Here is a 14,969-nt window from a genome sequence, read left to right on the forward strand (position 1 = left end):
AGGGGGGCAATGGCAAGTGTTTATAAAAAAATAATCATCAGAACGACACCAACTGTCACCATACACCCCGCTAAGCGACGCAAGATTTCTGGGTTTTGCTTTGATAAATCAAATAGATAAGACTGCCATTTGTGAGTAAAAAATAATGGCCCTATCCCTTCAATAATTAGCACTAACGCCAAAGCGACAACAATAACTTGTAAACTCATATCACCATTGTTCTCATTTTAAGTCTAATCAAGCACCCATATTCTTGAATTATGGATAATAAAAAACCCAGCAAAAGCTGGGTTTTTTGGAATTCTGAAAACGAATTAACGCTTAGAGAACTGTGGCTTACGACGAGCTTTACGTAGACCAACTTTCTTACGTTCAACTTGACGAGCATCACGAGTAACGAAACCAGCAGCACGTAGTGCAGGACGCATAGCTTCATCTAATTCCATAAGTGCACGTGTAATACCGTGACGGATTGCACCCGCTTGACCAGTGATACCACCGCCCTTAACAGTTACATAGATGTCTAGCTTTTCAGTCATTTCAACTAGTTCTAATGGCTGACGAACAACCATACGAGCAGTTTCACGACCAAAATATACGTCTAGAGGACGTTGGTTTACGATGATGTTACCACTACCTGCTTTAGCGAATACGCGAGCAGTTGATGTTTTACGACGGCCAGTGCCGTAGTATTGAGTTGCAGACATTTGCTTACTCCCGTTTAGATATCAAGAACTTGTGGTTGTTGTGCAGCATGGTTATGCTCTGTACCAGCGTAAACTTTAAGCTTACGGAACATAGCACGGCCCAGAGGACCTTTTGGTAACATACCTTTAACCGCTTTCTCAATAATCATTTCTGGCTTGTGAGCCTGTAGCTTTTCGAAGCTGATTTGCTTGATGCCACCTACCCAACCAGAATGCGAGTAGTAAATCTTGCCTTTTGCTTTGTTGCCAGTAACAGCTACTTTTTCAGCGTTAATAACGATGATGTAGTCACCAGTATCTACGTGAGGAGTGTATTCTGCTTTATGCTTACCACGTAAACGGGCAGCGATCTCAGTAGCGATACGACCTAATGTTTTGCCGTCAGCGTCGACGACGAACCAGTCACGAGTTACAGTTTCTGGCGTTGCAGTAAAAGTCTTCATTATAACAAAAACCCAAAGTTAAATTCGTTTAAAATGCCAACTGGATAATTCCAGATAACACAAAAATGCCATTTCCCGCCCCTTCGAGCAAGAATTATAGGCTTACAATCCGCCCTATTGGCGGAGTAACGTGGGCAGGTGGCGGATTATACATAAAGGTGATGTAAAAATCATCTCTTTTTTTATACCGATCAGCAAAAATAACTACTGACAGATTATCTGCCTAAAAATCGTTACCCAGCCGAGTATTGTAACCTATTTATACTGAGATCCCCAAGTAACCATAGCCGCTTATTTGCAAGAATTTTTCAATTAGATTATGGAATATGCGCTAATGCTAAATATTGCTCAGACTGCATTTCAATTAGCCTTGAACGGCAACGCTTAAATTCAAACTCAAGTAAGCCACCAACATAGATATCAGCTAATGCCACTTCGGCTGAAATAATCAATTTAACTTGCCGCTCATAAAACTCATCAACCATAGCTAAAAATCGCCGAGCAATGTCATCTCCAGTTGATTGTGCGCCCATTTGCTCTACATTACAGAGCAATACTGTATGGTAACAACGTGCTATTTCCATATAATCACGTTGACTCCGAGGACCATCGCAAACCGCCCTAAAATCAAACCAAACCACTCCTTGAGCGTGTTGTCTGGTTGCGATTGCACGACCATCAATGTGTAACTCGGTGGTCTCTAGCATTTCATCACCCGTTAATAATTTAAAATAACGAGCAAGATTATCAGTGGCTTTCTGATCTAGTGGAAAATGATAGATTTCGGCCTGTTGCAAAGTCCGCAAACGATAGTCAACGCCAGCGTCCACATTTAATATTTGGCAATGCAGGTTTATCAAGGCGATCGCTGGTAAAAATCGCGCCCGCTGCAGACCATTACGATATAGCTCATCTGGAATGATATTAGATGTTGCGACTAACACGACCCCTTCTGCAAATAGCGCTTCAAATAAAGTACCAAGCAACATCGCATCGGTAATGTCAGAGACAAAGAATTCATCAAAACAGATCACTCGGTACTGCTTTGCCATCTCTTTTGCAATAACAGGTAATGGATCTTGAATCCCTTTGCGTTGGTTCAACTGCTGATGCAGCTGATACATAAAATGGTGAAAATGTGCTCTTAATTTTTGCTCAATTGGCAGCGCTTCATAAAAAGCATCCATTAAATAGGTCTTGCCACGACCGACTCCGCCCCACATATAAAGTCCCTGCACAGGCTTTAATGATGTGAGGCCGAGTCGCATCAGTAATTTTGACAAGCCCGTTTGAGGATGACTATTTTCAATTAACTGCTGATACACCCGTTGCAATGCAAAAACAGCTTGTTCTTGCGCCGCATCATAATTGAAATCATCGCTAAGCAAATCTTGTTGATATCGCTGCAGCGGCGATGCCAAAACTTCCTTCATATTATTGTATCTTCCTTAAAATGAGAACTTAAAGACCATTTGGCGGTTTAACAGTATCACCTCATCTAATTGCAAGGTATATTAAGCCTTTATAGAAATTACTAGGTTTAAAACTTATGGATTGGCCCCTTACAATAGCTGCATTTATTATCGGTTTAGCACTTGGTTACGTTGGCAGAACAGTTTTTAATAAAAAGGGTTATAAAACCGAGCAAGATAAAGCAATCGAACAAACTAAATATGAATTTAGTCAATATAAAGAAGAGGTACAAGACCACTTCGCAATGCAACACCAACAGCTCAATCAACTCAGCCAGCAGTTGAGCCAGCTTAATAAACAGTGGAATGAAGCCGCAGGCGTACTTGATCCACAAGAAAACTACAAACCACTACCCACATTGGAGCTTAACCAAGTAAGTAATGAAGCAGTTGAGACGAAAGCACCGCCGGAGTTAACTGTCGTTGATAAATAATTTATCAACTGTTAGTGAACTTTTGCAGTATAAACAACCTCTCAATACATACAATAGCAACATCTATCGAGCATTAAATTAACAATTATACCTAATCACTGTTTTAAATTATGTTTGGAGCAATGAATCTATGAAATTAAAACGATCTCTGTTATCCGCCGCCTTACTCGGTTCAAGTTTATTTATTTTGCCATCGACCTCTTATGCAGCATTACCTTTCGCTGTCGATGGTGAACAACTTCCAAGTCTTGCCCCGATGTTAGCGCGTACAACACCTGCAGTTGTCTCTGTTTCAGTTGCCGGCACTCATGTTTCGAAACAACAGTTACCAGATATGTTTCGTTATTTCTTTGGGCCAAATGCACCGCGGGAACAAGTGCAAGAGCGGCCTTTTAGAGGCTTAGGTTCTGGGGTCATCATAGATGCTGATGAAGGCTATATCGTTACCAATAATCATGTCATTGATGGTGCAGATGAAATTATAATAGGCCTACATGACGGCCGCGAGGTTGATGCAAAACTTATAGGTACTGATGCCGAAGCGGATATTGCGTTATTACAGATTAAAGCAAAAAATTTAACTGAAATTAAAAAGGCTAATTCAGATAAATTACGTGTAGGCGATTTTACCGTCGCCATTGGTAATCCTTTTGGTCTAGGTCAAACGGTGACTTCTGGTATCGTGAGCGCGTTAGGCCGCAGCGGCCTCGGCATCGAAATGCTAGAAAACTTTATTCAAACCGATGCCGCCATTAATAGTGGAAACTCTGGTGGTGCACTGGTTAACCTTAACGGTGAGCTAATCGGTATTAATACCGCTATTGTTGGCCCTGGTGGCGGTAATGTAGGGATTGGCTTTGCGATTCCTGCCAATATGATGCACAACTTAGTTGAGCAAATTATTGAACACGGCGAGGTTCGCCGGGGTGTACTTGGTGTAATGGGCCGCGACTTAGACAGTAAATTAGCAGAAGGCTTTGGACTTGACTCTCAATATGGCGCTTTCGTTAGCGAAGTGCTACCTGATAGTGCCGCTGCTAAAGCCAATATTAAAGCTGGCGATATTATTACCAGTATTAATGGCGTCAAAATAAAAAGCTTCCATGAAGTACGAGCCAAGATTGGTACGTTAGGCGCTGGGGCAAAAGTAAAACTCGGATTAATCCGTGATGGTAAACAACGTACCGTCACAGCAACACTTGGTAACGCCGAGCAAACGAGCAGCGATAAAGCAGAACTGATCCATCCAATGCTCGCTGGAGCAATCTTAAAAAATAACTCAGACGGGATTGAAATAACTGAAATAAGCAAAGGTTCACCTGCTGCAGAAAACGGCTTACAAAAGGGCGATTTAATTGTGGGAGTTAACCGTCATAAAATTGATAACTTAAAACAGTTAAAAGAGAGACTCAAAGATCAATCTAATGTCGCTGCATTAAAAATTGTTAGAGATAATAACTTACTTTATCTTGTCCTAAGGTAACTCATCCTGCAGCATACGGTAGCTAACAAGCTGCCGTATGCTTTGCCAATAGTATTCCCCTCAATAAACATGGTAATCTAACGCCCCTTTAATTGATTATTGCAAGCGACAACATGAAACATGCCCTGCTCTACATTGGTAAAAGCATTTTATTTGGCTTAATCATTGCTGCCATGATCCTATTGGCAATTAAATTTACGGGTAATCAAACCCTAGGCCAAGGATTATTGCAACTTCGAGGCCCTAATAACGTCGAGCTATCATTTGCCAATGCAGTTAGAAAAGCGGCGCCAGCTGTCGTTAACATTTATAGTCTAAGCATTAATCGTAATGAGCCACTGAACTCAGGTTCATTACAAGGTCTAGGTTCTGGCGTGATAATGAGTGGCCAAGGTTATATTCTAACCAACTACCATGTTATTAAACGTGCAGATGAAATAGTTGTTGCCTTACAAGATGGCCGCCAATTTACCTCAGAAGTCGTCGGTTCAGATCCCGAAACAGATCTGGCGGTATTAAAAATTGAAGGTGAAAACTTACCTATCGTTCCAGTTAACTTGAATGCTCCAGCTCAAGTGGGCGATGTCGTGTTAGCCATTGGTAACCCATACAACTTAGGTCAAACCATTACCCAAGGCATCATCAGTGCGACAGGCCGAAGTGCTTAAGTTCTGGTTACTTAGATTTCTTACAAACAGATGCTGCTATTAACGAAGGCAACTCTGGAGGTGCGCTTATTGATACCAGTGGCGAATTAATTGGTATTAATACGGCGGCATTTAAAATTGGTAGTGATAACGGCAACCATGGTATTAACTTTGCGATTCCAATCAAACTTGCCCACAACATTATGGTCAAGCTGATTAAACATGGACGCGTGATCCGTGGTGCTCTAGGCATATCGGGTGAAGCCGTGAGCCCAGTAATGGCTCAAATACTTAACTTACCCGATGCGAAAGGCGTGATAGTCACAACAGTAGAGCCTAATGGCCCTGCCGCCAAAGCAGGCTTAAAACCACGTGACACCATCATTAAATATCAAGATAAAACGATTTCATCAGCAGAAAACCTAATGGATAACGTGGCCGAAACACCGCCTAATACTAAGGTCAACATGACCATTATCCGCAATGGTAAAGAGATGACTTTACCTGTCACTATTGTGGAAAAGAAGCCTGCAAAATGATCATATAACAGACACAAAAAAACCGGCCAATAAGCCGGTTTTTTTATAAGCAAAATTAATTACTCTTTGATACGAACAACTTCAGCGCCTAAGCCTTGGAACTTAGACTCAATATGCTCATAACCACGGTCAAGGTGATAGATACGATCAACAATAGTATCGCCATCAGCAATAAGGCCGGCAATCACTAAACTCGCAGATGCACGTAAATCGGTAGCCATTACCTGTGCGCCGCTTAAGCGTTCAACGCCATGGATCATGCAAGTATTACCTTCAAGTTCCATCTTAGCGCCCATACGAATTAACTCAGGTACATGCATAAAACGGTTTTCAAAAATCGTTTCAGTAATCATGGCCGTACCTTCTGCTAACGCATTCAGAACACAGAATTGCGCTTGCATATCTGTAGGGAAACCAGGATATGGCACAGTCTTAATATTAACTGCACGAGGGCGTTTGCCTTCCATATCTAGTTCAATCCAATCGGCACCCACAGTCATTTTAGCGCCCGCATCTTCAAGCTTAGCAATCACAGCTTCAAGTGAACTTGGATCCGCATCTAAACAACGAATACGACCACGCGTCACAGCTGCGGCAACTAAGAAAGAGCCGGTTTCAATACGATCAGGCATCACACGGTAATCACAACCATGTAAGGTTTCAACACCTTGAATACGTACGGTATCAGTACCAGCACCTTCAATTTGAGCACCCATTGCAATTAAGCAATTAGCTAAATCAACTACTTCAGGTTCACGCGCAGCGTTTTCAATAATGGTCTCACCATCAGCTAATGCTGCAGCCATTAATAAGTTTTCAGTTGCCCCTACACTGACCATATCCATAAAGATATGAGCACCTTTAAGACGACCATCAACACGGGCTTGGATATAACCTTCTTTGACTTCAATCGATGCGCCCATCTGCTCTAACCCTTGTAAATGTAAATTCACAGGACGAGCACCAATGGCACAACCACCAGGTAGCGATACATCAGCTTGACCAAAGCGGGCTAATAATGGCCCTAAAATCAAGATTGAAGCACGCATGGTTTTAACTAAATCATATGGCGCACAAAAGTTATCAATTGAATCAGCATTAATGGTTAACTTACCTTGTGCCAATTCAGAAATATTTGCACCTAAACAACGAAGCAAACTACAACTCGTATTCACATCTCTAAGATTAGGGACGTTAGAGACGACAAAGTCACCTTTCGCTAATACGCCAGCCATTAAAATAGGCAATGCCGCATTTTTAGCGCCAGAAATAACAACATTACCCGCTAAAGCTGGGCTAGCTTGAATCTTTAATTTATCCACAATATTTCTCTACGCTGGCATATTGAAAACTTTTTCGCGTTTCCATTCGGTTGGCGTGAAAGCTTTAATGGTAAGCGCATGCAATTCACCACTGGTAATATGTTCCATTAATGGCGCATAGATTGCCTGCTGCTTTTTAACTCTGCTCATCTCGGCAAAGCATTCACCAACAGCAATCACCTTGTAGTGACTGCCATCGCTGCTGACCTGGACTTCGTCTAAGTTTAGTGCAGTCTGTAAAATCTGTTCTATCTGGTTACAATCCATGGGATATTTTACCTATATTAGCCATTTCTTATAAGAAGAAATCGTGTAAGTCATATAAATGAATCAATTGGGTTAACTGAGCAGGTGCATTGCACATAACTAGTTTGCCACCTTGTAGGTGATTGACCGCAACTAATTCCAGCAAGAATGCCACTCCAGCACTATCGCTATACGTTAATTTGGACAGGTTTAAAGATTGACAATCAGCAGCAATTAAAGTTTTACGCTGTGGCCAAAGTTGTTTCACTTCATCTTGACTTAAGCGGCCAGTTAGATAGCTTACTTGCTGATCAACTTGAATATTCACCACAACTATTTACTCTGTTTATCAGAGCTAGTATGGATACTCTCAGCTGCTTTTTGCTGTAATAGCTTAATCACATTATCAATGCCCTGTTGACGAATAAGGGTAGTCACTTCAGATTGCTTTGAAGACAATAGACTCACACCTTCAGCGACCATATCAAATGCTTTCCAAGAATCGTCTTTTAAACGACGTACTTTAAACTGCACTTTAATTGGTGGACGGCCCTGTTCAATAATTTGCACATTGATTGGTACAATCTTTTCACCAGCAAAATCTCTAGCGGGTTCAAATTCAACTTTTTGATTAGTGTACTCAGTAAATGCTTGCGCATACGTAGTCACTAAATACCCCTCAAACGCTTTTACGAAATCAGCACGTTGCTGTTTACTGGTTTGACGTAGATACTGACCTAATACTTTGTATGATGCATATTTATAATCAACAAATGGCATCAACTCTACAGTCACAATCGTTTTTAAATAGTTCGGGTCAGCTTTAATTTGAGCCTGATCTTGGTTAAAACGATCAAATGTCTGCTGCGCCACTGCTTCCATCATTTTATATGGATTTTGAGTATCAATCGTTTGCGCTTGAGCAGGTACAGTGATAACACCGATAACCACTAACAAAGCACTAAATAGTTGAACAATCTGCTTAAACATAAAACTGACTCCTACTTGTCTTTAGATGACATGCTATATAAAAATTGGCCTATCAGATCTTCAAGCACTAATGCTGAATGGGTATCATCGATTCGATCGCCATTCGCCAATATCGAAGTATCATCATCTTCAAAACCAGGTGTTAATCCTAAAAACTGCTCGCCTAATAAACCCGACGTTAAGATTGCAACACTACTAGTATCAGTAAATTGGTGATAACGCTCATCCATCGTTAAGGTCACTATCGGCATTAAGCTTTTTGGGTCAAGTTCAATATGACTTACCCGACCAACCACCACGCCCCCCACCTTTACAGGTGAACGCACTTTTAGACCACCAATATTGCTAAACTTAGCATATAGGGTATAGGTATCATCGCTGACTTTGACATCAACATTGGCTACTTTAAATACCAACACTAAAAAAGCGGCAAGTGCTGATAATAAAAATAAACCGACTAATAATTCAATTTTCCGTGTCAACATATTGAAATTCCAGTTATTACTTTGGTGTAATGAATAACGTTTAACTCGCAAACATCATCGCAGTTAAAACAAAATCTAATGCAAGTACAGCTAAGCTAGACTGTACGACTGTTTGTGTGGTTGCGCGGCTGATCCCTTCTGGATTAGGCACGGCATAATAACCGCGATAAAGCGCAATCCAAGTCACCACTACAGCAAAGGCAACACTCTTAATTAAACAATTTACGATATCTTGGCGCCACTCAACTTGAGCCTGTAAAATTGACCAAAAAGAACCGTCATCGATACCTTTCCACTCAACGCCAACAAGGTAACCACCATAAACGCCTACTGCGACAAACATCACAGCTAATAGTGGCATACTGATGACTCCCGCCCAAAAACGTGGCGCAATTATTTGCCTTAATGGATCAACCGCCATCATCTCAAGACTGGATAATTGCTCAGTACTCTTCATTAAGCCTAATTCTGCCGTTAATGCAGAACCCGCTCGGCCAGCAAATAATAATGCCGTTACCACTGGACCTAACTCTCGTAACAAGCTTAATGCGACCATTGGCCCCAAGCTATCTTCAGTACCAAAATCAACCAAGATGGTATAGCCTTGCAGCGCTAATACCATACCGATAAACAATCCTGATACCAGTACAATGATCATTGACTGCACACCAATCACATATAATTGTTTTATTAGTAATGGCACACCTTTACTTGGTCTTGGCGCAATAAATATTGCTCCCCATAACATCAGTCCTGCACGGCCAAGGCCTCGCACCATGCAATGGCACTCTGACCTAAATCAGCAATGCTATTGATTAAATTCACCCAATAAGCTCCTTTTGGTAATCCATTGCGGGATAATGAAATGGCACAGGACCATCAGGCTCCCCTAATAAAAACTGCTGTAACTGCTGATTATCTGACTGTTTTAATTGTGCGGGCGTACCATGAGCAATCACTTTTCTATCTGCGACAACATAAACGTAATCGGCAATACTCATCACCTCTTCAACATCATGAGACACAACCACTGACGTTAAGTTAAGTGCGCTAGATAAATCACGAATCAATTTAACTAACACTCCCATCGCGATAGGGTCTTGACCCGCAAAAGGCTCATCATACATCACCATATCAGGCTCTAACGCAATCGCTCGGGCCAGTGCCGCGCGGCGTTGCATACCACCAGAAAGCTCGCTTGGCATTAACTGCGCTGCGCCTCGTAAACCGACAGCCTCAAGCTTCATTAACACAATGCGACGGATAATCACTTCATCTAAGCCTGAATGTTCTCTTAATGCGAAAGCCACATTATCGAACACATTCATGTCGGTGAATAATGCACCACTTTGAAACAACATACTCATGCGTTTTCGAAGTTGATACAATTGCTTACGATTTATTTTGTGAATATCATGTCCATCAAACAATACTTGGCCATGATCTGGCGTTAATTGGCCTGCAATTAGCTTTAATAATGTGGTTTTACCAATACCACTGGGTCCCATAATCGCGGTAACTTTACCTCGAGGGATCGACAAACTGATATCGTCATAGATAACGTGTTGGCCTCGGCTAAACCCTAAGTTATGGATTTCAACCAAAGAATCCTGCGCTAATGTCATGGAGCGTCCTAGGTAATAGTGAAGGATAATGCCAACTTGGCATAATGAAATTTAGCCGTAAATTGTACGTAATTGCCTTACTTGGCACAACATAATCAACACTATCTGTATCAGATACTTTCATTTTGTGTCAATTACAGCGAAAATGCGCACGGGACAATTAACAGATTATGGACATGTTATTTAATATATTTATTCTGCTAGCAGGACTGGCTCTCTTAGTATGGAGTGCAGATAAATTTGTTTATGGTGCGGCCGCATTTGCGCGCAACCTTGGATTACCGCCACTATTAATAGGACTCACTATTGTAGCGATGGGCAGTAGCACACCAGAAATGTTTGTTGCCGCAACTGCGTCAATGAATAACATGACCGATACCGCCATTGGTAACGTATTAGGCTCCAACGTGGCCAATATTACCCTGATTTTAGGCGTCACGGCTTTATTTGGCGCAATTGCAGTTAGCAAACAAACCCTAACCCGTGAAATCCCATTAATGTTAGCAGCAACAGCGGTTGCAGGGTATTTATTGCATGATGGCCAACTTAGCCGCAACGATGGGTTAATTTTATTAGGCTTATTTATCGCGCTAATGGCCTATTTAATCTGGCAAGGTTTACAGCAACGCAAACAACAATTAGCAACTGTAGTAGCAGATGATATCGATACCGATGAAATCCCCTTGGGCGTCCCCACCTATATCGCCATCATTTGGATTATTGTCGGTATTATTCTACTGCCGCTCTCTGCAGACTGGATGGTACAAGGCGCAGTAGGCATAGCCAAAGCGTTCCATCTGTCTGATTTAGTTATTGGCTTAACGATTATAGCAGTAGGCACTAGCTTACCGGAACTAGCAGCATGTATTGCTGGCATTATAAAAAAAGAAGATGATTTAGCCATTGGCAATATTGTTGGTTCCAATTTATTTAATATTCTTGCAGTATTAGCAATCCCCGGCTTAATTGCACCGGGAGCAATTGATGCTGCAGCATTTAATCGTGATTTTTTTATGGTATTAGCCACCAGCGCCGCATTGCCTTTATTGGTATTATTAACCGGTAAACGTAGACAGTTAACACGTTGGCATGGGCTTTTATTTTTAGTCATTTTTATTGCTTATCAAAGCGCACTTTTTATCGCTAGGTAGCAACCTACAGCCAAATAATAGAGAGAACAGCATGGTAAATGAACGCCAACTACGCCAATGGGGTTCCAAAGTCATTGATATCGAAAAAGCAGCGTTAAGCAACTTATATCAATACATAGACTCAACTGAATTTGCTCAAGCTTGCCAGCTTATCTTACGCTGCAGCGGTAAAGTGATAGTGATGGGCATGGGTAAATCAGGTCATATTGGTCGTAAAATTGCGGCAACACTCGCCAGCACAGGTACACCTGCTTTTTTTATCCATCCAGGTGAAGCTAGCCACGGTGATTTAGGCATGATTAGCGATAATGATGTGGTGTTAGCCATTTCAAATTCAGGTGAATCGAGTGAAATTCTAACCTTAATCCCAGTAATGAAGCGCCGCGGTATCGCACTAGTAACGATTACAGGTAAGCCAGAATCTAACATGGCTAAACTGGCACAATTACATCTATGTATTGAGGTACCTGAAGAAGCCTGTCCACTCGGCTTGGCACCGACCTCAAGCACCACAGCAACATTAGTCATGGGGGATGCGCTTGCCATTGCATTACTGCAAGCAAAAGGCTTTACTAAAGATGACTTTGCATTATCGCATCCCGGTGGCAGTCTTGGCCGTAAATTGCTACTTAAAGTCAGTGATATTATGCATGCAGGTCAAGAGATACCAGTGGTAGATGAAAATATATCCATTACTAATGCCTTATATGAAATATCAAATAAAGGCTTAGGCATGACCGCCGTTACCAACCAGTTAGGACAACTCACGGGACTCTTTACTGATGGTGATTTACGCCGAGTGATTGATGCAGATATCAATCTCCGTCAAACCAAAATAGCAGAAGTGATGACCAAAAATTGCGTTACACTCAATACTGATATGTTGGCGGCATCTGCATTAAAAATAATGGATGAAAAAAATATTAATGGTTTAATCGTCGTCAACGCGCAGAATCAGCCGATAGGCGCGTTGAATATGCTTGATATGGTTCGAGCAGGAGTAATTTAAGATGGCACAACTTGGTTTATATGGCCCAATAGAAGATAACGTATGGCAAAAAGCCAGTCAGATAAAATTACTTATTTGTGATGTTGATGGGGTCTTTTCTGATGGCCGTATTTATCTAAGCAATAGTGGTGAAGAGCTAAAAGCCTTCCATACTCGAGATGGTTTTGGTGTACGTTCACTGTTGTCATGTAATATTAATATTGCCGTGATTACTGGCCGTAAATCACAATTAGTTGAAAACCGTATGCGCGCGCTAGGTGTCGACAAAATTTACCAAGGTATTGATGATAAGTTAGTCGCTTATCGCGAGTTGCTCGCTCATTATCAAGTTACTCCTGAACAAGTCGCTTATATTGGTGATGACATGGTCGACCTACCCGTGATGCAACAAGTGGGATTAAGTGTGTCAGTTGCAGACGGACATCCTTACGTCAAAAAACAAGTTGATATGGTGACTTATACCGCTGGCGGCCACGGCGCACTACGAGAACTAACTGACTTAATATTAATGAGCCAGAACAAGTTTGAACAAGCCCATGGGATGAGTGTATGAACCGCACCACCATTGCCATTATCGCCCTATTTGCATTAGCGGTCGGGCTATATTGGCAAGTTCAAGTCAAACGAGATAATCAAGTGAGCCATGCTCAGTCAGTGCTAGCGCCTGACTTTGTGGCAGATAATCTGCGCAGTGTTGAATATAACGAACAAGGTAATATCAATAGCCGCGTGACTGCTGAACATATGGAACACTACAATAGCACCAATAAAACCTTTTTCACTAAGCCAGTTTACTTGGTCTACCCAAGTAATGGCCAAGCACAATGGCAACTGGTGGCAGACAAAGGCATACTCGATAAAAACTCAGGTCATGTGGTACTTGAAAATCATGTTATCATTAAAGCCATCAACGCTGACGAACCAATACAAAGTTTAACGACTGATTATTTAGAGCTCGATTTAAATACCATGATTATGAGCTCAGATAGTGTAATTCATGTGTTGGGTAATCACTTTACCATTGAGGGTAAAGGGTTATACGCTGACTTAAATGCTCAGACCGTTAAATTAACCAGTCAGGTAAAAGGACAGTATGAACCTCAATAAATTAGTTATCGCGGCGCTTTTATCATGTGCCACGATCAGCGCTCATGTAAGTGCCAATGACAGCGATTTAACTCAAGACGTTAAAGTCGCAGCCAATAATTTCGATGCCGATATAAAGAACAACCGCGTGATCTATTCAGGCGCAGTAAAAGTGACTCAAGGCTCAATTAAAATTAACGCCAGCAAGTTAATTGCATTTACGGATCCGAAAGACAATAGCCGTACATTAATCGCCCAAGGTGATTTGGCAACTTTCAGCCAAATAATGCAAGATGGCCGCCCAGCAACTGCCAGTGCTAAAGAAATCCGTTACGATATTAATCAACGAACGCTGACACTTGAGGGCGACGCAACACTTGAGCAAGATGGCAATAAAGTGAGCGGCACCAAGATGACCTATAATTTAGATAAGCAGAAACTTACTGCAGAAAGTGCCGGCGATGGCCGAGTCATCAGTATTTTCAAGCCAGAAAGCTATCAAGCTGAAGAGCAAAAGCAGGAACAACCGTAATGCAAAATACGCTTATTGCCGAGCATTTAGCAAAGAGCTATAAGAATCGTGCCGTCGTGCAAGATGTCAGTCTACAGGTAAAAACAGGTCAAATTGTTGGCTTGCTTGGCCCTAATGGTGCGGGTAAAACCACGACCTTTTATATGGTCGTCGGTTTAGTCCAAAGTGATAAAGGCCGTATTTTCATTGATGATGACGATTTAACGTTAGATCCAATGCATCTTCGTGCCCGTAAAGGTATTGGTTATTTACCTCAAGAAGCCAGTATTTTCCGTAAGTTGTCTGTTAGAGACAATATTATGGCAGTGCTACAAACTCGCTCCGATCTCAGCCGCGATGAACGTGAGAACCATCTCGAAAATTTACTCGAAGAGTTCCACATAACTCACATTCGCGATAGCTTAGGTATGGCATTATCAGGTGGTGAACGCCGCCGCGTTGAAATCGCTAGAGCACTTGCTGCAAATCCAAAATTTATCTTATTGGATGAGCCATTTGCTGGCGTTGATCCAATTTCGGTTATCGATATTAAAAAAATTATCGAGCAGCTTAAAAATCGTGGCTTAGGGGTGTTAATTACCGATCACAACGTAAGAGAAACACTTGATGTTTGTGAACATGCCTACATCGTGAGCCACGGCAATTTGATTGCCGAAGGTACACCCGCCGAAATTTTAGAAGATCAACAAGTTCGCGCAGTATACTTAGGCGAACAATTCAGGCTATAGTTAGTTAATGGCATCGTTAGATGCCATTAAGATAGCGTGCATCAATAGCCCCGCTTTCTAGCGCTTAACC

The 14,969-nt window shown here is 41.8% G+C and carries 19 protein-coding genes and 2 pseudogenes; 10 read left to right on the top strand and 11 right to left on the bottom strand.

Annotated elements, in window-relative coordinates:
• Positions 1-20 precede the first annotated feature (20 nt).
• The 4 genes from JCM15074_RS12905 to zapE all read right to left on the bottom strand — a co-directional run bounded on the left by JCM15074_RS12905 (position 21) and on the right by zapE (position 2,583).
• Positions 21-209 (bottom strand): DUF2065 domain-containing protein, encoded by a 189-nt coding sequence (locus tag JCM15074_RS12905; protein ID WP_025821571.1) that lies wholly within the window; start codon positions 207-209, stop codon positions 21-23.
• Between the two features lie 105 nt (positions 210-314).
• The gene (gene rpsI, locus JCM15074_RS12910; RefSeq protein ID WP_025821572.1) at positions 315-707 is read right to left on the bottom strand and encodes a 30S ribosomal protein S9; all 393 of its coding nucleotides are present in this window, start codon (positions 705-707) and stop codon (positions 315-317) included.
• Positions 708-721: 14 nt separating this feature from the next.
• Entirely contained in the window at positions 722-1,150 is a 429-nt protein-coding gene (rplM, locus tag JCM15074_RS12915; protein WP_025821573.1) for a 50S ribosomal protein L13, read from the bottom strand.
• 317 nt (positions 1,151-1,467) lie between these two features.
• Positions 1,468-2,583 (bottom strand): cell division protein ZapE, encoded by a 1,116-nt coding sequence (zapE, locus tag JCM15074_RS12920; protein ID WP_025821574.1) that lies wholly within the window; start codon positions 2,581-2,583, stop codon positions 1,468-1,470.
• A gap of 116 nt (positions 2,584-2,699) precedes the next feature.
• Between zapE and JCM15074_RS12925 the strand changes: the two genes are divergently transcribed.
• The 4 genes and pseudogenes from JCM15074_RS12925 (at position 2,700) to JCM15074_RS25640 (ending at position 5,725) form a co-directional block, all read left to right on the top strand.
• Positions 2,700-3,056 (top strand): ZapG family protein, encoded by a 357-nt coding sequence (locus tag JCM15074_RS12925; RefSeq protein ID WP_025821575.1) that lies wholly within the window; start codon positions 2,700-2,702, stop codon positions 3,054-3,056.
• 130 nt (positions 3,057-3,186) lie between these two features.
• Positions 3,187-4,539, top strand: coding sequence for a DegQ family serine endoprotease (locus JCM15074_RS12930; RefSeq protein WP_025821576.1), 1,353 nt, complete (start codon positions 3,187-3,189; stop codon positions 4,537-4,539).
• A 380-nt stretch (positions 4,540-4,919) separates the two neighbouring features.
• A pseudogene (locus tag JCM15074_RS25635) lies at positions 4,920-5,314 on the top strand (trypsin-like peptidase domain-containing protein); the annotation flags it as partial.
• 75 nt (positions 5,315-5,389) lie between these two features.
• The gene (locus JCM15074_RS25640) at positions 5,390-5,725 is read left to right on the top strand and encodes a S1C family serine protease (protein ID WP_373278909.1); all 336 of its coding nucleotides are present in this window, start codon (positions 5,390-5,392) and stop codon (positions 5,723-5,725) included.
• A gap of 59 nt (positions 5,726-5,784) precedes the next feature.
• On the opposite strand, the gene murA is transcribed toward JCM15074_RS25640, so the two are convergent.
• The 7 genes and pseudogenes from murA to mlaF all read right to left on the bottom strand — a co-directional run bounded on the left by murA (position 5,785) and on the right by mlaF (position 10,393).
• Complete coding sequence (murA, locus tag JCM15074_RS12940; protein WP_025821577.1) at positions 5,785-7,047, bottom strand: UDP-N-acetylglucosamine 1-carboxyvinyltransferase; 1,263 nt, start codon at positions 7,045-7,047, stop codon at positions 5,785-5,787.
• 9 nt (positions 7,048-7,056) lie between these two features.
• Positions 7,057-7,314 (bottom strand): BolA family protein, encoded by a 258-nt coding sequence (locus JCM15074_RS12945; RefSeq protein ID WP_025821578.1) that lies wholly within the window; start codon positions 7,312-7,314, stop codon positions 7,057-7,059.
• A gap of 28 nt (positions 7,315-7,342) precedes the next feature.
• The gene (locus JCM15074_RS22135) at positions 7,343-7,624 is read right to left on the bottom strand and encodes an STAS domain-containing protein (RefSeq protein ID WP_148300793.1); all 282 of its coding nucleotides are present in this window, start codon (positions 7,622-7,624) and stop codon (positions 7,343-7,345) included.
• 2 nt (positions 7,625-7,626) lie between these two features.
• Positions 7,627-8,283, bottom strand: coding sequence for a phospholipid-binding protein MlaC (mlaC, locus tag JCM15074_RS12955; RefSeq protein ID WP_025821579.1), 657 nt, complete (start codon positions 8,281-8,283; stop codon positions 7,627-7,629).
• A gap of 11 nt (positions 8,284-8,294) precedes the next feature.
• Entirely contained in the window at positions 8,295-8,768 is a 474-nt protein-coding gene (mlaD, locus tag JCM15074_RS12960) for an outer membrane lipid asymmetry maintenance protein MlaD (protein ID WP_025821580.1), read from the bottom strand.
• Positions 8,769-8,808: 40 nt separating this feature from the next.
• A pseudogene (gene mlaE / locus JCM15074_RS22140) lies at positions 8,809-9,593 on the bottom strand (lipid asymmetry maintenance ABC transporter permease subunit MlaE).
• Complete coding sequence (mlaF, locus tag JCM15074_RS12970) at positions 9,590-10,393, bottom strand: phospholipid ABC transporter ATP-binding protein MlaF (protein ID WP_025821581.1); 804 nt, start codon at positions 10,391-10,393, stop codon at positions 9,590-9,592. Before mlaF ends, mlaE begins: the two are co-directional and overlap by 4 nt.
• A gap of 176 nt (positions 10,394-10,569) precedes the next feature.
• On the opposite strand from mlaF, the gene JCM15074_RS12975 reads away from it, so the two are divergent.
• The 6 genes from JCM15074_RS12975 to lptB are packed head-to-tail and all read left to right on the top strand — an operon-like array spanning position 10,570 to position 14,899.
• Complete coding sequence (locus JCM15074_RS12975) at positions 10,570-11,544, top strand: calcium/sodium antiporter (RefSeq protein WP_025821582.1); 975 nt, start codon at positions 10,570-10,572, stop codon at positions 11,542-11,544.
• A 31-nt stretch (positions 11,545-11,575) separates the two neighbouring features.
• Positions 11,576-12,553 carry a KpsF/GutQ family sugar-phosphate isomerase gene (locus tag JCM15074_RS12980; RefSeq protein WP_025821583.1) on the top strand — a complete coding sequence of 326 codons (978 nt, stop codon included), beginning with the start codon at positions 11,576-11,578 and terminating at the stop codon, positions 12,551-12,553.
• Position 12,554: 1 nt separating this feature from the next.
• On the top strand, positions 12,555-13,106 hold the full coding sequence (gene kdsC, locus JCM15074_RS12985) for a 3-deoxy-manno-octulosonate-8-phosphatase KdsC (RefSeq protein ID WP_025821584.1): 552 nt from the start codon (positions 12,555-12,557) through the stop codon (positions 13,104-13,106).
• A complete protein-coding gene (gene lptC, locus JCM15074_RS12990) occupies positions 13,103-13,660 on the top strand; it encodes an LPS export ABC transporter periplasmic protein LptC (protein WP_025821585.1) in 558 nt (185 codons plus the stop codon). The genes kdsC and lptC overlap by 4 nt, the downstream gene beginning before the upstream one ends.
• Positions 13,647-14,171, top strand: a complete 525-nt coding sequence (lptA, locus tag JCM15074_RS12995) for a lipopolysaccharide transport periplasmic protein LptA (protein WP_025821586.1) — start codon at positions 13,647-13,649, stop codon at positions 14,169-14,171. The genes lptC and lptA overlap by 14 nt, the downstream gene beginning before the upstream one ends.
• Positions 14,171-14,899: an LPS export ABC transporter ATP-binding protein gene (gene lptB, locus JCM15074_RS13000; RefSeq protein WP_025821587.1), complete on the top strand. Its 729-nt coding sequence runs from the start codon at positions 14,171-14,173 to the stop codon at positions 14,897-14,899. The genes lptA and lptB overlap by 1 nt, the downstream gene beginning before the upstream one ends.
• The last annotated feature ends 70 nt before the right edge of the window (positions 14,900-14,969 follow it).

This window comes from Shewanella marina JCM 15074, from assembly GCF_000614975.1.
Taxonomy (GTDB): domain Bacteria; phylum Pseudomonadota; class Gammaproteobacteria; order Enterobacterales; family Shewanellaceae; genus Shewanella; species Shewanella marina.